Origin of the sequence: Hadarchaeum sp. (SeqCode), from assembly GCF_038871235.1 — an archaeon.
GTDB lineage: Archaea > Hadarchaeota > Hadarchaeia > Hadarchaeales > Hadarchaeaceae > Hadarchaeum.
In genome coordinates, this window is record NZ_JAVZIN010000007.1 from 36,297 (window position 1) to 59,370 (window position 23,074).

Annotated in this window: 28 protein-coding genes; 17 read left to right on the top strand and 11 right to left on the bottom strand. The window is 51.1% G+C overall.

The window, feature by feature from the left end:
• Positions 1-23: 23 nt before the first annotated feature.
• From QXT02_RS04365 to tmk, 3 genes are read left to right on the top strand one after another with little or no spacing between them, the layout of a single operon-like run.
• Positions 24-587 carry a UbiX family flavin prenyltransferase gene (locus QXT02_RS04365; protein WP_342812142.1) on the top strand — a complete coding sequence of 188 codons (564 nt, stop codon included), beginning with the start codon at positions 24-26 and terminating at the stop codon, positions 585-587.
• A 23-nt stretch (positions 588-610) separates the two neighbouring features.
• Entirely contained in the window at positions 611-1,783 is a 1,173-nt protein-coding gene (locus QXT02_RS04370; protein WP_342812143.1) for a site-2 protease family protein, read from the top strand.
• A gap of 47 nt (positions 1,784-1,830) precedes the next feature.
• Positions 1,831-2,421, top strand: a complete 591-nt coding sequence (gene tmk / locus QXT02_RS04375; protein ID WP_342812144.1) for a dTMP kinase — start codon at positions 1,831-1,833, stop codon at positions 2,419-2,421.
• Between the two features lie 48 nt (positions 2,422-2,469).
• On the opposite strand, the gene QXT02_RS04380 is transcribed toward tmk, so the two are convergent.
• Both QXT02_RS04380 and QXT02_RS04385 read right to left on the bottom strand, forming a co-directional pair.
• Positions 2,470-3,771 (bottom strand): HD domain-containing protein, encoded by a 1,302-nt coding sequence (locus tag QXT02_RS04380; RefSeq protein WP_342812145.1) that lies wholly within the window; start codon positions 3,769-3,771, stop codon positions 2,470-2,472.
• Positions 3,772-3,946: 175 nt separating this feature from the next.
• A complete protein-coding gene (locus tag QXT02_RS04385) occupies positions 3,947-4,963 on the bottom strand; it encodes a sugar phosphate nucleotidyltransferase (RefSeq protein WP_342812146.1) in 1,017 nt (338 codons plus the stop codon).
• 70 nt (positions 4,964-5,033) lie between these two features.
• Between QXT02_RS04385 and QXT02_RS04390 the strand changes: the two genes are divergently transcribed.
• From QXT02_RS04390 to QXT02_RS04405, 4 genes are read left to right on the top strand one after another with little or no spacing between them, the layout of a single operon-like run.
• Complete coding sequence (locus QXT02_RS04390; RefSeq protein WP_342812148.1) at positions 5,034-6,413, top strand: signal recognition particle protein Srp54; 1,380 nt, start codon at positions 5,034-5,036, stop codon at positions 6,411-6,413.
• Between the two features lie 52 nt (positions 6,414-6,465).
• Positions 6,466-6,762, top strand: coding sequence for a 50S ribosomal protein L21e (locus QXT02_RS04395; RefSeq protein ID WP_342812149.1), 297 nt, complete (start codon positions 6,466-6,468; stop codon positions 6,760-6,762).
• A complete protein-coding gene (locus tag QXT02_RS04400; protein WP_342812150.1) occupies positions 6,759-7,097 on the top strand; it encodes an RNA polymerase Rpb4 family protein in 339 nt (112 codons plus the stop codon). The genes QXT02_RS04395 and QXT02_RS04400 overlap by 4 nt, the downstream gene beginning before the upstream one ends.
• A gap of 26 nt (positions 7,098-7,123) precedes the next feature.
• Complete coding sequence (locus QXT02_RS04405; RefSeq protein ID WP_342812151.1) at positions 7,124-7,708, top strand: DUF655 domain-containing protein; 585 nt, start codon at positions 7,124-7,126, stop codon at positions 7,706-7,708.
• A gap of 14 nt (positions 7,709-7,722) precedes the next feature.
• Here the strand turns inward: QXT02_RS04405 and QXT02_RS04410 are convergent, their stop codons facing one another.
• Together QXT02_RS04410 and QXT02_RS04415 are read right to left on the bottom strand one after the other, a co-directional pair.
• The gene (locus QXT02_RS04410) at positions 7,723-8,067 is read right to left on the bottom strand and encodes a hypothetical protein (protein WP_342812152.1); all 345 of its coding nucleotides are present in this window, start codon (positions 8,065-8,067) and stop codon (positions 7,723-7,725) included.
• 76 nt (positions 8,068-8,143) lie between these two features.
• Positions 8,144-8,407 (bottom strand): UPF0147 family protein, encoded by a 264-nt coding sequence (locus tag QXT02_RS04415; RefSeq protein ID WP_342812153.1) that lies wholly within the window; start codon positions 8,405-8,407, stop codon positions 8,144-8,146.
• Between the two features lie 66 nt (positions 8,408-8,473).
• On the opposite strand from QXT02_RS04415, the gene QXT02_RS04420 reads away from it, so the two are divergent.
• The 4 genes from QXT02_RS04420 to QXT02_RS04435 are packed head-to-tail and all read left to right on the top strand — an operon-like array spanning position 8,474 to position 10,557.
• Positions 8,474-8,794, top strand: a complete 321-nt coding sequence (locus QXT02_RS04420) for an Sjogren's syndrome/scleroderma autoantigen 1 family protein (protein WP_342812154.1) — start codon at positions 8,474-8,476, stop codon at positions 8,792-8,794.
• A gap of 4 nt (positions 8,795-8,798) precedes the next feature.
• Positions 8,799-9,005, top strand: coding sequence for a FaeA/PapI family transcriptional regulator (locus tag QXT02_RS04425; RefSeq protein WP_342812155.1), 207 nt, complete (start codon positions 8,799-8,801; stop codon positions 9,003-9,005).
• A gap of 20 nt (positions 9,006-9,025) precedes the next feature.
• Complete coding sequence (locus tag QXT02_RS04430) at positions 9,026-9,625, top strand: CPBP family intramembrane glutamic endopeptidase (protein ID WP_342812156.1); 600 nt, start codon at positions 9,026-9,028, stop codon at positions 9,623-9,625.
• 50 nt (positions 9,626-9,675) lie between these two features.
• Positions 9,676-10,557 carry an ATP cone domain-containing protein gene (locus QXT02_RS04435; RefSeq protein ID WP_342812158.1) on the top strand — a complete coding sequence of 294 codons (882 nt, stop codon included), beginning with the start codon at positions 9,676-9,678 and terminating at the stop codon, positions 10,555-10,557.
• On the opposite strand, the gene hypF is transcribed toward QXT02_RS04435, so the two are convergent.
• The 5 genes from hypF to QXT02_RS04460 all read right to left on the bottom strand — a co-directional run bounded on the left by hypF (position 10,547) and on the right by QXT02_RS04460 (position 15,847).
• On the bottom strand, positions 10,547-12,862 hold the full coding sequence (gene hypF, locus QXT02_RS04440) for a carbamoyltransferase HypF (protein ID WP_342812160.1): 2,316 nt from the start codon (positions 12,860-12,862) through the stop codon (positions 10,547-10,549). The two genes, QXT02_RS04435 and hypF, sit on opposite strands and share 11 nt — an antisense overlap.
• A 142-nt stretch (positions 12,863-13,004) precedes the next feature.
• Positions 13,005-13,877 carry a pyruvate synthase subunit PorB gene (porB, locus tag QXT02_RS04445; protein ID WP_342812161.1) on the bottom strand — a complete coding sequence of 291 codons (873 nt, stop codon included), beginning with the start codon at positions 13,875-13,877 and terminating at the stop codon, positions 13,005-13,007.
• 4 nt (positions 13,878-13,881) lie between these two features.
• Entirely contained in the window at positions 13,882-15,060 is a 1,179-nt protein-coding gene (porA, locus tag QXT02_RS04450; protein ID WP_342812162.1) for a pyruvate synthase subunit PorA, read from the bottom strand.
• Positions 15,057-15,317 (bottom strand): 4Fe-4S binding protein, encoded by a 261-nt coding sequence (locus QXT02_RS04455; protein ID WP_342812163.1) that lies wholly within the window; start codon positions 15,315-15,317, stop codon positions 15,057-15,059. Before QXT02_RS04455 ends, porA begins: the two co-directional genes overlap by 4 nt.
• A complete protein-coding gene (locus tag QXT02_RS04460; RefSeq protein WP_342812221.1) occupies positions 15,314-15,847 on the bottom strand; it encodes a pyruvate ferredoxin oxidoreductase subunit gamma in 534 nt (177 codons plus the stop codon). Before QXT02_RS04460 ends, QXT02_RS04455 begins: the two co-directional genes overlap by 4 nt.
• A 143-nt stretch (positions 15,848-15,990) precedes the next feature.
• Between QXT02_RS04460 and QXT02_RS04465 the strand changes: the two genes are divergently transcribed.
• The 4 genes from QXT02_RS04465 to QXT02_RS04480 all read left to right on the top strand — a co-directional run bounded on the left by QXT02_RS04465 (position 15,991) and on the right by QXT02_RS04480 (position 17,599).
• Positions 15,991-16,137 carry a desulforedoxin gene (locus QXT02_RS04465; protein ID WP_342812164.1) on the top strand — a complete coding sequence of 49 codons (147 nt, stop codon included), beginning with the start codon at positions 15,991-15,993 and terminating at the stop codon, positions 16,135-16,137.
• A 132-nt stretch (positions 16,138-16,269) separates the two neighbouring features.
• Positions 16,270-16,692: a ferritin-like domain-containing protein gene (locus QXT02_RS04470; protein ID WP_342812165.1), complete on the top strand. Its 423-nt coding sequence runs from the start codon at positions 16,270-16,272 to the stop codon at positions 16,690-16,692.
• A 134-nt stretch (positions 16,693-16,826) separates the two neighbouring features.
• Positions 16,827-17,099, top strand: a complete 273-nt coding sequence (locus QXT02_RS04475; protein WP_342812166.1) for a glutaredoxin family protein — start codon at positions 16,827-16,829, stop codon at positions 17,097-17,099.
• A 5-nt stretch (positions 17,100-17,104) separates the two neighbouring features.
• Positions 17,105-17,599, top strand: a complete 495-nt coding sequence (locus QXT02_RS04480; RefSeq protein WP_342812222.1) for a ferredoxin-thioredoxin reductase catalytic domain-containing protein — start codon at positions 17,105-17,107, stop codon at positions 17,597-17,599.
• 38 nt (positions 17,600-17,637) lie between these two features.
• Here the strand turns inward: QXT02_RS04480 and QXT02_RS04485 are convergent, their stop codons facing one another.
• The gene (locus tag QXT02_RS04485) at positions 17,638-18,486 is read right to left on the bottom strand and encodes a thiamine pyrophosphate-dependent enzyme (protein WP_342812167.1); all 849 of its coding nucleotides are present in this window, start codon (positions 18,484-18,486) and stop codon (positions 17,638-17,640) included.
• Entirely contained in the window at positions 18,477-20,168 is a 1,692-nt protein-coding gene (locus tag QXT02_RS04490) for a 2-oxoacid:acceptor oxidoreductase subunit alpha (protein ID WP_342812168.1), read from the bottom strand. The genes QXT02_RS04485 and QXT02_RS04490 overlap by 10 nt, the downstream gene beginning before the upstream one ends.
• 158 nt (positions 20,169-20,326) lie before the next feature.
• Here QXT02_RS04490 and QXT02_RS04495 point away from each other — a divergent pair, with 158 nt between their 5' ends.
• Positions 20,327-21,043: a metal-dependent transcriptional regulator gene (locus QXT02_RS04495; RefSeq protein ID WP_342812170.1), complete on the top strand. Its 717-nt coding sequence runs from the start codon at positions 20,327-20,329 to the stop codon at positions 21,041-21,043.
• Between the two features lie 16 nt (positions 21,044-21,059).
• A complete protein-coding gene (feoB, locus tag QXT02_RS04500; RefSeq protein WP_342812171.1) occupies positions 21,060-23,024 on the top strand; it encodes a ferrous iron transport protein B in 1,965 nt (654 codons plus the stop codon).
• Positions 23,025-23,074 lie beyond the last annotated feature (50 nt).

Sequence of the window (23,074 nt, forward strand, 5' to 3'; positions counted from 1 at the left end):
GTAAAGATATTAGTTGGGAAAACATGAGGCTGGTTGTCGCCATAACCGGAGCGAGCGGTGCTCCATACGGGCTGAGATTTCTCGAAGCGTGTCAACGGCTGGGGATAGAAACAGAGCTCATCGTCTCAAAAAGCGCGGAGAAAATCTTGATGCTGGAGCTGGGAAAAGCCGCCGCTGATCTTCGCAGGCTGGCCACGCGGAGCTACTCTCCCGATGATTTGGAGGCGCCACCATCCAGCGGGTCTTATCCTGTTGACGGCATGGTGGTGATTCCCTGCAGCATGAAAACGCTGGGTGAGATCGCAAACGGCATCTCTCATGATCTGATAACCCGGGCGGCTGATGTGATCCTTAAGCAGAACCGCACGCTGGTGCTAGTGCCGCGCGAAACTCCACTTAGCTTGATTCATCTGGAAAACATGACCAAACTCAGGCGAGCCGGAGCCATAATTTTACCCGCCGCCCCGGCGTTTTACATAAAGCCTGAAAAAGTAGCGGACCTGGTGGACTTCATCGTGGGACGGGTTTTGGAGATGTTTGGCATCGATCACGGCCTTTATCCCCGTTGGTCCGGCGCGGGTGAGTGATCGGTGCTGGCCGAGGCGATAGGATGGGGTTAAATCTGCCCCCGATCAAGAAGTTTGAGTGCACGGAATGCAAGTATGCTGATTATAGGATTTCCGCCCGTGAGATAGGTGAGACGATACCCGGGGGCTGTCCGAGATGTGGAGGAAATCTGCGGGTCGCGGCCGAAGAGGTGCCAGATTGGCTGAAGAGGCCGCTTGAAACAGTTGCAAAAAAATTTGAGATTTTGGATTTAGTGGCGCGAAGGGATAGAATTGAGCTTGAGGTTTCTTCGCGAAACGTTCGCAGCGCCTTTCGCTATGCGTTAAAGGTCCTCGAAAAGGAGGATTACCTCCCAGTGATGCGGGAGCATGAGGGCGAGCTGAGGCTTACTCTGGTGAAGCGTCCGGCTATTCGGGAAGGTAGGATCCTGACTAATGTGGCACTTTTTGCTGCCACAGTGGCTTCAACATTCATCGCCGGATATTACCTCTTTGACAGCTCATTTACCAGTGCCGCGCTTTTTTCCGCGTCGCTTTTGACAATGTTGGTGGCTCACGAATTAGGCCATAAGCTGTCGGCTCGGCGCAATCGAGTGGCTTCCACGCTCCCCTACTTCATCCCTGCTCCCCCGCCATTTCCCTTGGGGACGTTTGGGGCGGTTATCAACATAAAGAGCCCCATACCCACCAAGGAGGCCCTTGTCGAGATGGGCGCCTCCGGACCAATCACCGGGTTTGTTCTTTCAGTGATAATAACCTTCATCGGCCTTTCGCTTTCAGTCCCGAGTCAGCTGGAGAACCCGCTGCCGTTTGTACCTTTAATGTTCGGTTTGCTGCAGCTGATAAGTTTGGGCAGGGTCACCAGCGCTTTTGAGTTAAACCCGTTGACATTCTCCGGCTGGGTGGTGATGCTCCTGACCATGTTCAACATGATTCCGGTGGGGCAGCTTGATGGCGGACATATCGCTAGGGCGGTTCTAGGGCGCGACCGCCACTTTTTGCTGACTAGGATGTTGGGGTTTTTGTTGATGCTCTTAGGGTTGGCTTTTCCAGACATGCCGATTTTCTTTGTTTGGGGCCTTTTGATCTTAGTTTTCTTCAGAGGTTATCATCCCGGGGCATTGGATGACATTTCACCGCTTTCCTTGCGCCATAAATTTTTAGCGGCAGCAGCACTGGCGGTGTTTGTGCTCTGTTTGCCTCTTCCTCTCGGGTAGACGATAGATAAATAGGCAGGGTGGAAAAACTCAGCTATGGTGCCCGGGTGAGGGGAAAATTCATCTGCATTGAGGGATTAGATGGGAGCGGGAAGAGCACTCAAGTGAGATTGCTCGCTAATTGGTTGCGAAATTTGGGTTATAAGGTAGTTGTTACCGAGGAACCAACAGGAGGTCCGATCGGTAAAATAATAAAGTTGGCTTTGGCGGGAAAGCTTAGGATACCGGTGGCAGCTGAGGCACTTCTTTTTGCCGCTGATAGGTTGCAGCACGTGGAACAGGTGGTAGCTCCGTCGCTCAATTCAGGCAAGTTCGTTATTTCAGATAGATACACGGCCTCCTCCCTTGCCTACCAGTCGGCCCGTGGGCTTCCCCTCAAATGGGTAATGAAGGTAAATGAGATGGCACCGGAGCCGGATCTGATGATATTGATAGACGTTCCTGCAGAGGTTTCGGCTCAGAGAATAAATCGTTCGCGCAAACTTGATGAATTCGAAAAGAGCCTTGAACTTCAGCGAAAGGTTAGACAAGTATATTTGAGCATTGCCAAGTTATGCAAGATGAAGGTGGTCGATGGCAATCGTTCGATCGACGAGGTTCAGGCGGAAATTCAACAGCTGGTGAAAAAGCAGCTGTAATCTCTTTGGTTTTGCGTCTGGCTTGTTTTGACGGTAGTTCTCAGCGGACTACATGTTTATCTGGGCTGAAAATGGTAGCGTTTTGAAGACTTCACTGGCGGCCTTTTCAACGTTGGTTCTTTGTTTTGAGCTGGTATAGACTCGGATAATATCAACATATCCTTTCAAAACGTTAATTAAGCGTGAGTACCTAGAGAGCTGCACGAGTTCCTTGTTTCCGCCGCTGTAGGTGAAGACCGGGATTTCCATGGGATCAATTTCTCGAGGGTAGTATGGAATAGAATCCAGTGTTGGAACATCCACCACGACGTCATCGCTGTCAACTCCGGCTAGCCTAGCGATCTCCTGCTCTTTCTGCTGTCTTACGTTTTTGTCGCTCAGTAATTTTGCCACGTAGGCATCTTTGACGTGAACATCTCTCTGGTAAGCGACCTTGAGGAGTTCTCTGTTGTCTAGCATTTTCATTATCTCTTTGGCTTTTTCCGCCCGTCTCCGCTTTTCAGGATCGTTGAAGTCAGGGGGGTTAAGCTCCCTTAATTTGGTCGCCACATAACCATCGTCCATTTTCAGGAACTCGTTCACGCTGGCGAAGGAAGTCAGGCCGATGAGTTCGTCGGCATATTCCATCGCCTTATGGAGAAGAATTTCCGCGGATCTGACCGCGTGGTGGTAGTAAACCGCCAAGAACATCTCATATCTGGCTATCATGAAGGCTTCAAGTGCGTAGAGCGCCTTAAGATCGATGGCGATGTCATTTCCATAGACATCCATCGCCTGAATCAACCTGTTGATGTCGATGCGGCCGTATTCGACTCCAGTATAGTAGGAATCCCGGACCAGAAAGTCAAGTTTGTCGGAGTCAACTTGGCTGGCCGTGATCTGGTGCAGATAGTTCCTGCCCCTGCTATCTTTTCCAAAGGCAAGTTTGACGATTTCATCCGGCCCGTAGCCACACTCCTTTAATGCATCGGCAAGCTCGCTCTCCTTTACAATCTTGGCACCCATCTGCTCGTGGTTGATGCCGCGCTTTTCCACGATCAGTTCCTCATAAGAGTGGGAGAAGGGGCCATGGCCGACATCGTGCAGAAGGCTGGCGAGCCTGACGAGCTGCCACTCGTTTTCAGATATCTCAACACTTTTTCTCAAGGATTCGGCGATTTGCCCAGCCACATGCATGGCGCCCAGCGCATGTGAGAATCTAGTGTGTTCGCCGCCGGGATATACCAGCGACGCGATTGAAAGCTGCTTTATTCCACGAAGGCGCTGGACCGGCCAGGTGTCGATTATCCGGCGTTCCACGTCAGTTATGCCGATATAGCCATGGATGGGATCGCGAATGTATTTGATCATCATACGCAATCTTCTCTGTTGCTGGGGCTATTTAGCTGTCGCTGGGAAACAAATCAGGAAAAGTTGGAGTGGTTTAAATTTAATCGGGTCTTTCGGTTGGACTCTCTGGAGACCATCATTTAGCGATAGATTGGCTTCTTGTTTTTGCGGGATTTTTATTCAATTTCCAGTAATTCTATCCTCTTTCCCCATATTTCTCGAAAACAGAGATGAAGATGAGATCCTTGTCACTGATGTTATGTACCCGATGAAATTCTCCCGGGGCGATTGTCACCACGTCTTTTTCCCTGACACGCCGTCTGCCCCCGTTCATTTCTATTTCCCCCTCCCCCTCTATGAAGAAGTAGACCTCACCCACAGGATGAGAATGACCGGTCGTTTGTTTTCCTACATGTAAAATGGTGATGGAGAGTACTAGGTTGCCCCCGATCGTCCTGTCGCAGACGATGTAGCGTTCGTCGTTTTTTACCACCCTTGCCTCGCGGAAGGCCTGAAGGTAGCTCTTGTGCGAAACATCGTACCACTCGCCGCTGAACAAGTAGCCCTTGACCTTTTCTCCAAGTTGCATCAGATGCTGGATGAAGAATCCTGGAGCGTCCTGCTTAGAACTCCTGCAGAACTTGCCGAGAAGGGGAAAGATGCGTTTGGGAAAGATGTAGACTCCGGTGCTGACGTAACTGCTGAGAGGGGGACGGACCTTTTCCTTAAAATCGGTGAAGAAGAAGCTGGTGGCAGGAGGAGGATAATCGTCGCTACCATCAAATTTCACCGTGGCCATTTCCTCGGGCTTCATCTCGGGATTCTGCCCCACGTAGTATATGCCCACGAGCGGCTCTCCGGTGTAGCTTGAGACGAAGTCCTCAAAACCTGAGGAAAAATAGTTGTCGGCGCATACTACCATGAGATCCTCCTCAATTTTTTTCGCGTTGATGGCGTTCCAAATTGCCGAGACAGCCCCTAATTTCTGCTCCTCGGCCATGGCTTCCTCGACGATGAGGTTTTGGTAACCGGAGAAGAACCCCTCAAACTTTTTGTTAGTGGAGATGATCGGTTCCAAATTCACGGCGCGAAGCTTTTTGATCAGGTTGTTAAGGACGGTGTCTCCCTTTTCCATGATCATAGCCTTGGGCATCAGCTCCCCAATTGTACCTAGCCTTTTGGCAAAGCCGCCGGCGAGGATTAAGGCCTTCATGCCATCACTGGGAAACACTTAGTTACTATGTTTATTTATCTTTCATGAGAGAAGTTAGAGAAGTGAGCCGATGGTTCTGGAGCAGCTGGGAAGGGCCCTCCATGGTGCCCTGCAGAAGATAACTCGCGCAGCCCACGTTGACGAGCGGGCCGTGAAGGAGCTGGTCAGGGAGATCCAGAGGGCCCTGCTTCAGGCCGATGTCAACGTTGAACTTGTGTTGAACCTCACCAAACGGATAGAAAAGAGAGCGCTGGAGGAAAAATTACCTCCGGGGATGAGCCGCAAGGAACATGTCATCAAGATAGTTTACGAAGAGCTTTCCGGTTTTCTGGGGAAACCGGCGCCGCTTCAGCTCGAGGCGGGGAAATCAAAGGTCCTTCTCATGGTTGGACTTCAGGGCAGCGGTAAGACCACATCCGTTGCCAAGCTTGCCGCCCACTTCAAGAAGCGCGGTTACAAGCCGGCCATCGTGTGCGCTGATACCTACCGCCCGGGAGCTTATGAACAGCTGAGCCAGCTGGGGCAGCAGATAGGCGTTGAGGTCTTCGGTGATCCGGGCTCTTCCGATTCGATAAACTTGGCCAAAGAGGGGGTTAAGCGCTTCAAAAAGGAGCGTGCTGAACTCATCATCGTCGATACTGCGGGCAGACATCGCCGGGAGGAGGCTCTGATGAAGGAGATGCAGGAGATAGCCAAAGCAGTAGAGCCCGATGAAATCATGCTGGTCATCGACGGAACGATAGGCCAGCAGGCGAAGGAGCAGGCGACGGCGTTCAAACAGACCACACCTATAGGGTCTATTCTCGTCACCAAGCTGGATGGCACGGCCAAGGGCGGCGGTGCCCTCTCCGCCGTGGCGGCCACCGGGGCGCCGATTAAGTTCATCGGGGTCGGGGAGCACATAGAGGACCTAGAACCGTTTGTGCCGGAGAAGTTCGTGGCTAGGTTGCTCGGGATGGGCGACATCGAAACCCTACTGCAGAAGATTGAGGAGGTGGCGAAAGAGGAGAAGCTGAAGCCCGCTGATATGAAGGCGATGATGGCGGGCAAGATAACACTCCGTGATGTTTACGATCAGCTTGAAGCTCTTAGCAAGATGGGACCGCTGAGGAAGATCATGCAGATGATTCCTGGCGTCGGGGTTTCCCTGCCTGAGGAACAGATGAGGGTTGGCGAGGAGAAGCTGAAAAAGTTTAAATACATCATGCAGTCGATGACCCCGCAGGAGCTTGAGGACCCCAAGATAATGAATTCCTCACGCATCCGTAGGGTGGCTAGGGGATCGGGCACCACAGAAGCCGAGGTCAGGGAGTTATTGAAGCAGTATGAGATGATGAAGAGATTCATCAAGACGTTTGCAAAGGGAAGAGGCCCTAAGTTGGGCCAGCTGGGGAAGATGTTTCGGGAAGTCCCTAGGGGCGGGGATAAGGGCCCTAGAAAAGGCTCTTAAACGAGGGAAACTATCAACTTAATTAGACAGTGAAAAATTTGGTGTGATTATAATGTCCGGACGTTCCAAAGGCTTGAGGAGCAAGAGTCGGAAGAAACTGACCAAGCACCCTCGTCAGAGGGGACTCACTCCCGTCAGCAGAGCAGTTCAGGATCTTACCGTGGGTGCTGAGGTTTCAATCATCTTGGACCCCAGCGTGGTCAAGGGACAGCCCCATCACCGCTACCATGGTAGAACTGGGGTTATTAGAGAGAGGCGGGGGCGAGCCTATGTTGTGGAAGTCCGCGATGGTGGCGCAATAAAAAAGATTATTTCCCGTCCCGAACACCTGAAGGTGGTGGAGGCATGATCGGCAAGCGCGTTGTTAAGGAGAAACCTGTGCCCCTTGCGGAGGTTCTCGGCATTTTGGAGAAGGTCAAGAAGGAGGGAGAGCTGGAGTACTGGCAAAGACTGACTTATGACTATGCGCAAAAGTTTGCCAAGGTCAAGCCGAAGGAGGCGCAGGAGTTGATGGAGGAACTCCTCAAGATGGATAAGATTAAGGAACACTTGGCCGTGGCGATCATCGATCTCATGCCGGAGACCAAAGAGGATCTGGAACTCATTTTCTCGAAGGAGAGGGTTAAACTCGAAGAGGATGAAGCGAACAAGGTTCTCGAGCTAGTTAAAAAATATAGCGGCTGAGACAGCAGGCTCGGGAGCGTGTTTTAGTGGAGAAAAAGTATGAGGACCGGGGAATAGTACTTGATTTTCTCCCCCAGGGGCACCCGAACGATCCTAGGCCCATCCATCTGAGGGAGCCCATAGCCCAGATACTTGGCGATACCTTCTTTACTCTGTTGGAGGTGGTCCCAATTAAAGGAATGACCTTTGTGCCGCATGAAAGGGTTTCCATCGGCAAGGGGGAAAGGGACAAGGTCGAGAGGATAAAACGACGGATTGGTTACGAGGATTTAACTGCCGCTGCCAAGGCCGAGCTACAGCCGGCGGTGGAGAGCTTGGTCAACGAAAATCCGGAGCGTTTTGTTGAGTTCTTTAACAGGGCGGCGCCGTTGACAACACGCTTCCACCAGCTCGAGCTGATCCCGGGCATAGGCAAGAAGCTGATGTGGGCGATAATTGAAGAGAGGAAGAAAAGCCCCTTCGTTGATTTTGCTGATATAGAGAATCGGGTGAAGGGGTTGGTGAACGTAAAGTCGCTCGTCGCCAAGAGAATTGTGATGGAGCTGCAGGGAGTTGACAAATACCGGATATTTGTCCGTCCTCCGGCTAAGAGGGCAATGCTTGAGGAGTAGTGAGTTTTGCCTTTTTAGCTTTCAGAGTTTTTAGCGCAAAGCTCGTTCAGGACGTCGATCCAAGCGGTATCGAAACCTCGTTCGTCAGCCGGTCTGAACTTCTGCGCGGTTCTGGTCTTGGCCTCGTTTAAGATTTCAGCTATTTGTTCACCGTAGTTTTTTTCAAGTACCTTGTTGATGGTGGAGAGTTCCCCTCCAGATTCCATTGCTGAGACCATACCCTGTAACGCCAGCAGGTAGCCCTTCGTAAACTCGTCGCCGGAGTTAGTTTTACTTCGGGTTGCTTCCAGCCACTCCTTGGCACCCTTGACGTCTTTCTTTTTCATAAGTTTTATCAGGGGCTTTAGATCGATTTCCATAGCTAACCAGACCCCTCAGGCAGCAATCACCTCATGGTTTTTCGCAGGTGCAGACAAGGGTTTTCAACTTTCATCCTCACTCTCGAATTGTCTCCAGAATGCTGATGGCGTTCCAGATCAGGGTGCGGGTGTGAACGGGCATGTTGGGATCGTTGCTTATCTCATCCAAGATTGAAATGGCAGTTGAGGCCCTGACCATGGCGTCGTGACTCTTGTTCAGGAGGGCGTTCTTGGCCTCGCCGGCTGCCCTGCGGATGTTCCGCGGAACTGTGGTGTCCTCTGCCATGCGCGACATCATCTCTGCAACCTGCTTCAGCTTTTCCTCTGAGGACACGGACATCACCCCGCCACATGCGCAATCATCTAATTTTAATCTTGGGTCCCAATAAAGGGTTTTGGGGTGGGCATGAGGGAAGAGGACATACCCAAGGTTGTGGAGATGTTGATGGCGGGGGGCAAGATGTTGGCGGTACATTGCGGCAGCTGTATGAGTCCTCTCTTTGAATATCAGGGAAAGGTCGTCTGCCCCGTTTGCGGTGGTCAGGCGAAGAAGTCAAAGCCCGAGGCCAAACCGTCATCGCTTGACAAGATCAGGGAAACGCTGCAGGCTAAGATTGACACCCTCGCCGAGCAGCTTGCCAAGGAAACCGATCACGCTAAGACTTTAGAGCTACTGGATAGAATAAAATCAGCCCTAGAGGTGCTGGAGAGGCTTAAGGAGAGGTGAGGGTTTGAAGAGGGATTTGATTTTGAAGGCCCTGAAGGAGGCAGGGACGCCGGTTACCACTGAGGAGTTGGCAAGGATGACAGGCATTGATATCGTGAGGCTGCGCGTAGATCTCTATCATCTTACTGAAGAGGGAAAGGTGGAGAGAAGGCTGCGTGGGAACACTCCGGTGTGGACGATAAAGCTGGGTATGTTTCCGGAGCAGCGCTGAATAGGCAACCGCGTGATTTTTTGTACTGGTTGGATCTGGTCAGGATTGTCGGTGCTGGGGTGGTTCTCGGAGTCATCATGGGCCGAATAATCGTGAGGAGACCTTATCATCTGGAGAGGCTGCACCCTAGGACCTGGTTACCCTTGGTCAAAAGAATGGGCCCTAGGCGTTGGCTGGTTCTCCTCGCCATCTCGCTTTCAATAGCTTTTCTCTCCCTTGTTTTCTCGATGGCGACGGGATCTATCTTACAGCATTCGGGGATAGAGACGGTTTCTCCCGAGGAATATCCTTTTGTTTCAATTGAGCGGAATTACCCTTGGCTGACGCTGCTCTTGGTCAACATCCTTCCGATTTTTGAGGAATGGATTTTCCGTGGCGTGATAATGGATGAGTTAATCCGCTGGCGCAGGTCCAAGCTTCTCGCGGTCCTGACCTCAGCCCTTCTCTTTTCGGCCTTTCACCTTTCCAATCCGGGAACCTATCCGGCGATCGTCATTTCCATGCTACCGGCCAGCCTGCTGCTTTCCGTATGCTACCTCTACACCGGCCTAGGCGGTGTTATTTTGGCCCACAACTCATACAACACAATTCTGGTTGTGATTGGGATTCTGGCGGGATAGTATCTTACTCGGTCTTTTATTTTAAAGGCTCAGTAATGGTTGGGGAGCGGTTGGCGATTAGAGTTGTTAAATCCAACGGTCAGATCGAGGATTTCCGCCCTGAGAAGATATTGCGCACGCTCCGGAGGGCGGGTGCCAACAGAAAGCTGGCTGAAGAGATAGTCAAAAAAATTGAGGCCAGTGTTTACGATGGGATAACCACCAAGGAAATTTTAAGACTCGTTAAGGACATGATCTCCGAGCGGCAGCCTCCGGTGGCGATGCGCTACGACCTCAAGGATGCGATAATGCGCCTTGGCCCTGCAGGTTTCAACTTTGAAAACTTTGTTGCTGAACTGCTCCAGTGCTATGGGTACCAGACTAAGCTGAGGAGCATCGTTAAGGGGAGATGTGTGCAGCATGAAGTTGATGTGATAGCGGAGAAGACGGATGGTGATTTTATTCGTGCCATGATTGAGTGCAAGTACCACAACTTGCCCGGCGGCGCAGTGGGGCTGAAGGATGTTATGTACACCTACGCGCGCTTTTTGGACCTGAATGAGGCCGCCGAGCGTGGGGAAGGCAAATGGTTTGACGAGGTCTGGTTAGTTTCGAACACCAAGGCCTCTAGCGATGCCACCAAGTATGCTGAGTGTCGCGGAATAAAGCTCATATGTTGGAGATATCCTCGGGGCTGTGGTTTGGAGAAGATGATCGAGCGGGAGGAGCTATATCCCGTTACAGTTTTGCGTTCTGTCGATAGAGCAACCTTGGAAAAATTGAGTTCCGCGGGGATCATTTTGGTTAAACAGTTGCTCACCTCCGAGCCGCGTCAGCTGGCTAGGACTGGACTGGGGAAGAAGCGTTTGAGCGCGTTGGTTTCGGAGGCTGAACAACTGTTGGGTAAGAAAAACGGGGTTGATCGCGCGGTCTCCAGATGTGCTATAGTTTAAACTTCATCTGAGAGGCGGCCACCGCTTGTCCCACCGAGAGGCAGCCGTCACCCGGTGGTAGAAGTTCATGGCGGATGAATTTTAATCCAGCCTTTTCCACCTCTTTTCTCAAGGCAACGGTAATCGCCCGGTTACAGAAGACTCCGCCAGAAGCCCCGATAACCTCGATTCCTTCGGATCTTGCCACTTCAAGGGCAATCTGGCCCAGCCCACGGGCAATTGCCAGCTGAGCCGCGGCAGCGATGTGCTTTCTCGGGATGTGTTTTTTCATGGCAGAAATGATATCGAGTAACAATTTAGAAGTGTTTAAGATCAATTTTCCATCAACTTTTTCGATATGGGGTTCTATTTTGGCCTCGCCGGGCTCACCACCTCCTGCGGCAGCCTCCAGTTTTATAGCGGGCTCGCCCTCATAGGTCCGCTGGCAGCATATTCCCAGCAGACAGGAGATGGCGTCCAAAACCCGGCCGCAACTGCTGCTCAGGAAAATGTTGAATTTTCTTTTCAATTGATGAAGGACCACTTCCCGTTCCTTTTCTCCGTGCTTAAAGCCGTTCGGGCAGTATTCCCTGAGGAGACGGTCAAGCTCATCTTCCCTGATATGATCCCAGAGAATTCCAGCCACCATTCTGGCCGGGTATACCGCCGCCAGATCACCGCCTGGCATCATTTGTTTCATCAGGCCCCCTCGATGCTCGTAAGAGTCGAGTCTGGCCACCATGATCTCTCCACCCCAGGCCGTCCCGTCCGGCCCATAACCGACGCCGTCCGCAGCAACGCCGATGAGTTCGTCGAGCCCGTGTTCAGCCATGAGTGCGCAGAGGTGAGCGTGATGGTGCTGGACGGAGATGGTGCTGGCTTGGAAAGCCTCCGCCAGCTTAGGGGCAACGCGGGAAGTTGAGTAGCTAGGGTGCAGGTCGTGGGCCACAAGATCAACTTTTTTCAGGCCCAGCAGGTGCATCAGTCTACCGATGGCCTCCTGTAAGTAGTCAAGGGTTTCGAGCTTGGAGGTGTCCCCGATGTGCTGGCTGGGAAAACATCTGTTGCCGATTAAAATTGAGGCAGTGACGTTAAGGTCTCCCCCAAGCGCGAGCACGGCTGTCCGGCTGTTGAAGGACAACTGAATGGGCTCGGGGACGAATCCGCGCGATCGCCTTAGGAAAGCAGGTTTACCCTCAATCATTTTGACTACTGAGTCGTCGCACCTGTTGACGATGACTCGGTTGTGCAGCAGCAGGTAATCAACGACATTTCGGAGTTTCTCTAGGGCTGCGCCATTGTCCACGATCATGGGGAGGCCGGTCACGTTGGCGCTCGTCATCACATAGGCGGGATCCTTGCCCATAGCTAGGAGCAAGTGGTGGATTCCGGAGTAAGGGAGCATTACCCCGACGGTATCGAGTCCTGGAGCCACCAGCTCGGACAGGTAGTAATTGTGGGAGCGTTTCAGGATGACGATGGGCCGGCGGTAGGAGGTGAGCATTTCCGCCTCTTCCGGCGAGACTTCAGCAAACGTTCTCACCCTCTCCAGATTTCTCGCCATCACTGCGAATGGCTGCTGGGGGTGGTCGAACTCCCTTCTGAGCCGTTGCAGCACACCGTCGTCGGTGGTCTTAGCTGCGATGTGAATGCCTCCTATTCCCTTCACGGCAACTAAATATCCCTCATCAAGCAGGCGCGCGGCTTCAGCAATCGGGTCTTCACTAACAACGATTTCACCGTTGGAGTGATACAGCTTCATGCGCGGCCCGCAGCTAGGACAGGCGATGGGCTCGGCGTGATATCTCCTATCGGCTGGATTCTGATACTCGCGCAGGCAGTCCGGACACAACGGGAAGAATTTCATCGAAGTTCTGACCCGGTCGTAGGGAAGCTCTTCAATAATAGTGAATCTTGGGCCACAGTTGACGCAAGTAATGAACGGGTAGTTATGCCTTCGGTCATTTTTATCGAACATTTCGCTAAGGCAATCCTCGCAGAGGGCAAGGTCTGGAGGGATAACTGAAGGAAGGCCCAATATCTTTTTTTCGCTTGGTTGGACCTGAAAATCTTGAAATTGCTTGGATGGCGGTTGCCAGAAAATAGCTAGCGATTCAATCCTTGAAAGCGGAGGTTTTTCAGACCGGAGCGCTTGAATGAATTCCAAAATTTTTCCTTTGTCTCCCTCAACTACTATCTGAACTCCAGCATCGCCCATATTGCGAACGAATCCCAGAAGGCGATGTTTAATTGCCAGCCGGTAGACGAACGGCCTGAATCCCACGCCTTGGACGATGCCGCTGACCTGAATTTCAGCCCTTTCCATCTCTCTCCCTTTAATTCCAGTTTTTCAGATAATAAATTGAACGTGACGCTAATCGCGTTTAATTGAACCAAATCTAGTCGGTAGATATTTTATTGGATATTGAGATCGGTTCGGTATCATCGATTTTTTTCGATTCTGAGGTTTATGGTATCCCGAATTTTTGGCACTGTTCGTCAACCATTCTTTGGATCTGAGCTATTTCCTCGTCGGTCAGGTGCCTGAATCTTCCCTGCATTTTCAGGTAATCGGCGATAGGCCTTCTTTTGGTGGGCTTGAAAGTGACGTTTATCTTGCCGGCTTCATATTCGTAGAGGACCCAAGCCCCAGTGAGCACAGCTAGGCGAGCCACCTCTATTGACTTGCTGCTTTCTATCCTCCAACCAGGAACGCAGGGCGCGTGAACATGTACGTAAGTCGGCCCCTTGATTGACGCTGCTTTTTTTAACTTTTTCTGAAAGTCAATTGGATAGGCAACAGAAGCCGTGGCCACGTAAGGGGCTCCGTGAGCAATTATTATCGCAGGTATATCTTTTTTCGGCCGATCCTCACCTTTTTTCACCTTTCCGACCGGTGTTGTGGTAGTCCAAGCCCCGAAGGGAGTGGCCCCGCTGCGCTGTATTCCAGTGTTCATGTAAGCCTCATTGTCATAGCAGATGTAGAGCATGTCTTCCCAGCGCTCCACAGCACCCGAGAGGGCCTGCAGGCCTATGTCCGCAGTCCCACCGTCGCCTGCTATAGCCACTGCTTTAACGTCGTTTTTGCCCAGCACCTTCAGCGCGCGAGAAACACCGGAAGCCACGGCAGCAGCATTTTCAAAGGCAACGTGAATCCAAGGGACCCTCCAAGCAGTTTGGGGATAGGGGCTGGTGACTATCTCCATGCAGCCGGTGGCCTCACTGATGATGACGTTTTTGCCCAGCGCCTTCAGCGCGTGCCGCAGCGAGAGCACACAGGCGCAACCAGCACAAGCCCTGTGTCCCGGAGCCAGCAGCTCCAGATCTGAGATGTCTTTCATTCCATCACTCCTCGACAAGTTTTTCCTGAAGGCCCAGCCATCTGACTTTTTCTTTCACCTCTCCCGTTTCAGCGGCTTTCTGAGTTTCTCTGACCGCCTGCTCGATCTGGGCCGAGGTAACATCCCGTCCCGCTAGGCCACAGATGAAGTTGATCATCAATGGAGCTTGTTTAGTATTGGCGAAAGCCGCCGCCGTGTCGATGAAAAGGCCTCCAGCATATCCCAGTGAGATGTCCTTTTCTAGCACCGCGACCGCTTTGGACTGCCCTAACGTTTCTACTATTTCATCGGTTGGGAAGGGACGGAATGATTTTAGCTTGACCAACCCCACCTTCTCTCCCTTGCTTCTTAAGTTGTCCACAACGTCCCTTGCGCTGCTGCTGAGCGAGCCCATGGTCAGTATCATCACCTCGGCATCATCGCAGCAGTATTTTTCCATAATCCCATAACCTCGGCCGAAGCGTTTCTTAAACTCTTCGTCAACTTTAAGGATCTTGGCCTTGGCTCCCTGAACGGCTTTCTGGAGCAGATACCTGAACTCCATGTAGTATTCTGGCACGCCGACGGCGCCCATCGTAACTGGCTTATCTGGATCGAGCGCGTAGGGATAGTGATAAGGTGGTAGAAAGGCATCAACTTCCGTCTGCTCCGGGCAGTCCACTGGTTCGAGAGTATGGGAGAGGATATAGCCGTCGTAGCAGATCATGACCGGAAGTAAAAGTTCCTCGGCTATGCGGAAGGCCTGAATGGTGGTGTCAAGGATCTCTTGGTTGTTTTCACAATAAAGTTGAATCCAGCCAGAGTCCCGCACCGTCATCGAGTCCTGTTGGTCACACCAGATGCTAAGAGGCGCGGAAACCGAACGATTGGCGTTGGTCATAACTATAGGAAGCCTGAGACCTGAGGCGACGTAGAGCATCTCGTTCATGAGAAGAAGTCCTTGGGATGATGTGGCCGTGAAAGCACGGACACCTGTGGCCGCAGCGCCGATGCAGGCGCTCATGGCGCTGTGCTCGGATTCCACCTTTATGAATTCGGCGTCCAATTCTCCGTTTGAAACGTATTCCGCTAGCTTCTCAACAACTGTGGTCTGAGGCGTAATCGGATAGGCCGAGATGACTTTTACCCGGGACAGCTTAGCGGCAAGCGCAACCGCCTCGTTTCCATCCATTATCTGCTTCATGTCTTACATTCCTCCTTCATGGTTATGGCTTTTACCGGGCATTCGTTGGCGCAGATACCGCAGCCCTTGCAATACCTGAGATCTATCTTGGGTGGTTTTCCCTTGGATATCGCCATTTCCGGGCAGAAGAGCCAGCAGATGCCACAGCCGGTGCATTTGGCTGGGTCTATGCTAGGACAGAAAACCCTCCATTCACCTGTCTCATAACTTTCGGCGTTTCCGGGTTCAGTTATTATGGCTCCGGGTTTAAGCTTCATACTACCACCGTCTCTTCGTATGCTTGCCTAGCTGCGTTAATGTTCTTCTCAGCCATTTTTCCAAATCTCTTTTCAATCACTTTCTGTATGGACTCCAACGAGACCACACCGGTAGCTTTTGCTAGAGCGCCGAGCATGGTGGTGTTGGTTATCGGCACACCAATGGCTTCAATTGAGATTTTAGTGGCATCAACAACGGCGACCTTTACTCCCTTGAGATTTTTTGGGACCTCCTTGGAGTTCAGAATCACGACTCCGTTCGGTTTTAAACCCGCAGCCACGTCTATGGAACCGATAAGAGTTGGGTCTAGCACCACCACATAGTCCGGCCTGTAGACCTGTTCATGGGTGCGGATGGGTTGTTTATTTATTCTGGTGAAGGCCACGACTGGTGCCCCTCGTCTTTCCGCTCCAAAGAAGGGAAAAGCCTGACAATAGTTTCCCTCAAGGAAAGAGGCCTCCGCCAATAGCCGCGCCGCGGTGACGGCGCCCTGCCCGCCCCTGCCGTGAAATCTTATCTCTATCGTGATAATCCCCACGCTCAGCTTTTACCAAACTCTGCTTACCTTTATAAATTTTAATCGGTGGGGTGAATATAATTTAAAATTAATCTTTAGCAGAAAATTTTCGAAAGTGATAAATAAAATAGGGTAAACCTTTATAGGGATTTTCAATGGCTAAAAAGGGCGAAAAATATCGTTGTGAAAAATGTGGGGCAGTCGTCGTAATAGACGAAGAGTGCGGCTGTGCAGCCTGCGATTTGATCTGTTGCGGCGTGCCGATGAAGAAAGTCACAAAACCGGCTAAAAAGGCCAAGTAGGTTCCTTTCTAGTTATCTTTTTCTTTTTTTTGGCACTACTTACATTTTTAAAGCTAGGGATTTTGGAGTTTTTTGGGCGGCTGGGAATCGAAAAAGGTAAAAGTTTTAAAAACAACTTAAATTAGGTGAAAAATGAAAGTGTCAAAGGAATTGTTAGATCTTTTAAACGATGCTATTGCTAGAGAACTTCAAGTCGCAATTCAGTACATGTGGCAACACGTAATGTGGGGCGGAGTGAAAGGTTTCGCAGTTAAGGATGAACTGAAGAAGATAGCGATAGTCGAGATGAAACACGCGGAGAAGATTGCGGAGCGGCTTTACTATCTTGGTGGAGTGCCAACTACCAAGCCCTCTCCGATAGTGGTGGGCAAGAACCTCAAGGAGATGATCGCCCAGGACATCAAGGATGAAGAAAACGCGATTTCTATGTACAAAAAGATAATCGAGCTGGCCAGAAAAGAAGGCGACGAAGTGACCAACTTAATCTTTAGGCACATCCTTGAGGATGAGGAAGAACATCACGACACCTTTACGACGTTGATGGAAGAAATATAAGTTTGGTTCTAATCCGGTAGAAAATATAAAAATATTTTTTTGTTTTTTAAATCAGCGATGGTGCTAGGTAATTTTCGAGCTAAGAAAAGATTTTAAGTTTTCCGTGAATTAAATTTTGAGGAATTCAAACGCAGATGAACCATGTCGAGGGAAAGAAAAGGGGGCGCATATTTCTTTTTGCCCTGAGCACGTGCGTCTGGTGCGCCAAAACAAAGAAGCTTTTAGACGACCTAGGTGTGGATTATTACTACGTGGATGTAGATCTTCTTAAGGGTGAAAGCAGAGAAGAGGCGCTGAAGGAGATGGAGCGCTGGAATCCCAAGAGATCTTTCCCCACGCTGGTGATAAACGACCGGCACATCGTTGGCTTTGATGAGAAGAAGATAAAAGAGGCGCTAGCTGCGTGAAAGAGATCGCAGTTTCCCCAGAGGAAGTGAATAGGCTTTACGAGAAGTTAAAAAGAGAGGGCGAGGCCGCGGGTTATTACCTGAATGGTGATGTTGAGTTCGCGAAAAAACTGGTGAAGGGTTTGTTGATAAATGAGCAGAGATACGGTTACTGGTCCTGTCCGTGTAGGCTGGCTTCAGGTAAAAAGGAGGAAGACTTGGATATTATTTGTCCCTGTGATTATAGAGATGCAGATCTAGTTGAATACGGATCCTGTTATTGCGGATTGTATGTCTCAAAGGAAGTGTTGGATGGTAACAAGGAGTTAAAATCAATACCGGAGAGAAGGCCTCCACCGGAAAAAAGAAAAATGTCAGAGGCAACCGTTGAGGGCCCCTTTTTACTCCCGCTCCCGGTCTGGAGATGCACCGTCTGCGGTTATCTTTGTGCAAGGGAATCACCGCCGGAGATTTGTCCCATCTGCAAAGCAAAAAAGGATCGCTTTAAGAGGTTCATTTGAGAACGTCGGTGTGTCGCTACCAGTTCAATTCTCATCGATCACATGAGCTGCAGAAGCGCCTGTTTTATTGAATTTGCTGGGTTTTCATCGGCAAGGATCCTGTCGCCCAGCAACTGTTTTTCATAGATTTGTTTTTCGACACGGTAGAAGATTCCCAGCGGCATTCTGTCTGTCTCCCCCGCCTTGCTCCATGCGGCTGAGAAGTTGGTATCATCATGTCCCTCTTTGTTTAGATCGTACATTTTGGGCAGATATTTTTCCCGAACAGGATTGAAAGTAACGCATTCCTGGATCACGTCGATAAAGCTGAAGCCGCGATGCCTTACTGCTTCCAGCATCATCCCTTTCAGGTGTTTTGAATCTCCGGAGAAGCCTCGAGCCACAAAGGTTGCGCCACAGGCGAGCATGAGTTGCAGAGGATTGAGCGGGGTCTCGAAGCTACCCTTAGGCGCTGATTTTGTCCTAAAGCCAACTTTTGTCGTTGGAGTCACCTGCGAGGTCGTCAGGGCGAAGACCTCGTTGTCGTGCACGATGAGGGTAACGTCCAGATTTCTTCTGGCGGCGTGAACGACGTGGCTGATGCCCTCGGCGTAGGCATCGCCATCGCCGGCAAAGGCGATGACTTTCAAACGTTGGTTAGCGACTTTTATCCCCATGGCCGGAGGCAGAACCCTCCCGTGGAGGCAGTAGAAGCTGTTGACGCGGAGATAATCTGAGATTTTACCGTGACAACCAACACCTGAGAGTACCACCACCTCCTCTGGCTTGACCTCTCCGGAGTTCACCAGTTCTGCTAGCACCTGTTTGGCCGTCACCAGTATGCCGAAGTTATTGCAGCCAGGGCACCAGGTGTTCTTGGTCGGTGTGTCAAAATCCTTCATCTCCATCCGAACGCCTCCTTAATCCTCTCCGCCAGCAGGATTTGGTCAAATGGTCTGCCATCATTTTTGAGCACCGTGTTTTCGATTCTGAAGCCAGTATGTTCAGCGATCAGTGAGCCAAGTTGCCCCGTCATGTTGCCCTCGACCAATAGAACTTTTTTCGCCAGCTTCAAGTGCTTGTTGATCTCCCAACCCGGAAAGGGACTCAGGTACAAAACCTGTATGAATTTCAACGGTTTTTTTATCAGCTCCATGACCTCTAGCACTGCTCCTTTAGTGGACCCCCAGGCTACCACAAGGTTTTCGGCAGATGTGTCGCCGTATATCTTAACTGTTTCTCTTTCCTTCAAATCTTGGATCAGGGACGAAAGCTTACGCATTCTTTTTTCCTGCATTTTCTGAATGCCCTCGGGGCTTTCCTCAGCATAACCATATTCATTGTGTTCGTAGCTGGTGACTTTGACAACCTTTCCGGCCCAACCCGGGAATGCTAACGGTGAAATCCCACTTTCAGTAAATCTATACCTACGGTAATCTCCGCTATCTTCTTCCGCGATCTCGGCTGGTTCCACCTTCACTTTGTTCTCCTCAATATAGATGCTCATGTAGCTCTCCAGAAGATGTTTGTCTACAAGCACAATGGCAGGCGACTGATATTTCCAAGCTAAGTTTATGGCTTCCCCCGTCTTAATGAAAGCCTCTTCAGGATCTCCCGGAGCAACAACGATTCGCGGAAATTCACCATGTCCGGCGCCGACGGCGAATTTAAGATCTGCCTGCGCCGTGTAGGTGGGCGCTCCTACGGCCGGCGCAACCCTTTGTCCCACGACGAAAACCACCGGTATCTCGGCTTGACCAGCCATGCTGAAAGCTTCCTGCATTAGGGCGAAGCCTCCGCCTGCGGTGCCGACCATTGTCCTCACACCCGCATAGGCAGCTCCAAGTGCCATATTCGCCGCGCCGATTTCATTTTCAGGATGCACCAACACTACTCCTAGCGACTCTTGGTTGGGACCGATATAGTTCAGTATTGCGGTTGAGGGAGTCATCGGATAGGTCACATAAAGTTTCATGCCCGCCTTAACAGCCCCCAGTGCCACAGCTTCAGCGCCTGAGATAAAAGGAGTCTGTTCGCGTGAAATTGGTTTAATTGTCAGGATTTTCTCGAAGTTTTTCTCAGCATAGTCATAGCCAGCCCTTGCTAGCTCAATATTTTTGGTGGCCTTGTCCCCATAGGCCTGCATGAGGATATCATTAGCTAGACTTGGGGGGATGCCGTAAAGGTAAGCTATGGCTCCTATCAGGACAGAGTTCCTCATTATGGGTGAACCGCCAGCTTGTTTTACCATGTCAGTGAGGGGTATTGGCAGGCTTTCGTGAGATCCCTTGTATTGGGAAACGTCGCTGTCATAGAGGATGCGGCCGCCGTCGACAAGCTCCTTTTCATGCTTGGCGATGGTATCTTGATTGACGGCGGCGATGAGGTCGATCGATTCTCGGTGAAGCCAGAGTTGTCTCTCTGAAATCCTGATTTTGCAGAAGTTGTGGCCGCCGCGAATTAATGATCCGTAGTCATTTATTACAAAGACGTAAAGTCCCATTCGGTTGAAGATCCTTCCGATGAGTTCAGCCGTACGCATTACACCATCGCCGGCTTGCCCTCCAACGAGCAAAGAAACGTCCGTCATGATATCCTAGTCGCATTTATTTAGTTTGAATTAGTAAAAAAGCCTTTTACCACTTAGCGGCACTTCTTTAGATCGGCTTTAATTTTTTCTAGAAAATCGTTTTAATTAGGTTCGCCTAAGGTTTTTATTAAGTTAGGTCTACCTAATTTTTGAGCACCATGGCCCATCGCATGTTTAGAAAGAACTCCAAGCTTTCGGCCTCTGAGGAGGAGTACCTCGAGGCCATCTATAAGGAACAGACCGAATCCAAGGAACGAGTTAAGGTGAAAGATTTGGCCAAGGACCTTGGGGTTAAGGATCCCAGCGTGGTTGAGATGCTTTCAAGACTAAGCGATAAGGGCCTGATAACTAGAGATCGCTCTGGGGCCGCTCTTACCGACAGAGGCTTGAATGAAGCTATGAGAGTGGTGCGGCGCCACAAGCTCGCGGAGCGTTTGCTATGTGATGTCTTTGGCCATGAATTGCCCGGAGTTCATGAGCACGCTTGTGAGTTCGAACACGTCTTCGACGACGAGCTGACGGAAAAAATCGACGACCTCCTCAAAAGACCAGCAACTTGCCCTCACGGAGGCCCCATCCCGCGATTGAGTGGAGAGTCAGTACAGCCAGCAAAGCCCCTCTCAGACCTAGCCTGCGGCGAATCTTGTACTGTGGTCACAATACCTGAAGAGAGGGAATCGGTAGAGCGTCTGCTGGCATTGAACATACTTCCAGGTTCTAGGGTGAAGGTGGTGGAAAAGCTGCCCCGCGGGGCCATTATGCTTCAGTGCGGTAAAATGCAGGTCGCGCTCAGTCGCGATATAGCTTCCAAAATTTTGGTGAAACGGCCGGAGATGGGGAGGGTTCGGCACCGAGCGCGCCACGGTCAGCGTTGATTTTTTGGTGACTACCATGTCGGCGGTAAAGAAATCTGAGATAGTGGTGGCGCTTGCTGGGACCCCCAACGTAGGCAAGAGTGCCATTTTTCACCAGATCACCGGCGCCGATGTGATAGTTTCCAATTATCCGGGAACAACTGTGGAGCTGATGGAGGGCTGGGTGAAGCGCGGCGATTATGATATCAGAGTTATCGATCTTCCCGGCGTTTATTCGCTTGGCGCGGTTTCCCAAGATGAGCTGGTTGCCCGGCGTGCTATTCTGGAACAGGAACCTGATGTGATCGTGAATATACTCGATGCTTCGAACCTGGAACGGAGCCTTTTCTTGACCCTGCAGCTGATGGAGCTTGGCCGCCCGATGCTGGTGATTATGAATATGTATGATGTGGCACTGGCGAGGGGCCTCCATCCGAATGCTGAAGCACTCTCGAGCAAGCTCGGCCTGCCGGTGGTGACCACTGTTGCCACACGCGGGGAAAACGTTGCTAGGGCCTTTGATAAGGCCATAGAAGTTGCCTTGGCGAGGAATAGACCCGAGAAGGTTTTACCTTTGACCCGGGATACTGAGAGGGCGATAAAGGGGCTTGCAGGAGAGATAGTCAGATCTCTAGGTAAAACACCGTTTGGACTCTCTGCACGGACCCTTGCCATAAAACTTCTGGAAGGCGATGAACACCTCATAAAGGCAGTGGCCGATCTTCCTGGCAGCGAGCGCGTTCTGATGAAGGCAAGGAAGTTGGCTAGGGAAATGGTGACCAAATATGGTGAACCGTCTGCTTACAGAATTGCCCGTGAGCGCCATGGCATCGCGGCCATGATCTCGCGAGAAGTGACTGAAAGGGCCCCAGCCAAACTGAAGTGGGCCCATCGTTTGGACGACATAACTTCAAGCGTACGAACTGGTGTGCCGATAATGGTGGCTGTTTTCGCGGCTCTGATTCTCTTGTTGATCTACGTGGGTGGATTTCTGGAGGGTTTGCTGGTCGAGGGTTGGGAAATTTTCGTCTCGCCGCTGCTTCGCGGTTTTTTTAACACATTGGGTGATCTGGGTCGGATTCTAGATATTGGAATCAACCAAGGCATCATCGGGATCTTGGCGGTCATGATTCCTTACATTCTGGTCTTTTTTCTCGTCTTCGCCCTGCTCGAGGACATCGGTTATCTGCCGCGCATGGCCTTTGTGATGGATTCGGCTATGCACCGGATAGGACTTCACGGACGTGCAGTAGTTCCGATGCTGGGCGGTTTCGGTTGCAATGTCCCCGCAATCATGGCCACGAGGGTACTGATAACGAGACGGGAGAGACTGATCGCCAACTTTCTTATCACCATGGTTCCCTGCTCAGCGCGTACTGCTGTAATTCTTGGCACGGTTGGATATTTTTTGGGCGTCCAATATGCGCTTTTGATTTACGGCATCATCTTAATTCTAATCTTCATCGTCGGACTGGTTCTCAACCGATTCTTACGCGGTCGGGTTTCTGGGATGATCATGGAGATGCCACCGCTACGCTTGCCCATACTCAGGCCGCTGTTAAGCAAGACATGGATGAGGATGAAGCACTTCGTCTATTTTGCCACTCCTGTGCTTATCGTCGGCAGCCTAGTGATAGGTGCTCTGCATGTTTTCGAATTGTTGGCCGCGATAGTCGCGCCGCTCTCCCCACTCACCTCGGGCTGGCTAGGCCTGCCTGCCGTGACCATCATCTCGCTTCTCTATGGCTTCATCAGAAAAGAAGGGGCGCTTGTTCTGCTGGTGACCATAGCAGGTACATCGAACCTGTTGAATTTCATGACCCCCCTGCAGTTGTTTGTCTTTGCTCTTGTCGTCTCAATCTACGTGCCTTGTGCAGCCACCGTAGCGGCTCTTAAGCAGGAACTAGGCTGGAAGGACGCGATCATGATAAGCGCGAGTACTTTTCTTATTGCGCTGCTAGTAGGTGGTATTTTCAATCACCTGAACCCCATTGGGCTTTGAAGGCAATCTTATTACGTGCGAATGAACATAAACTATTGATACCATGCCGC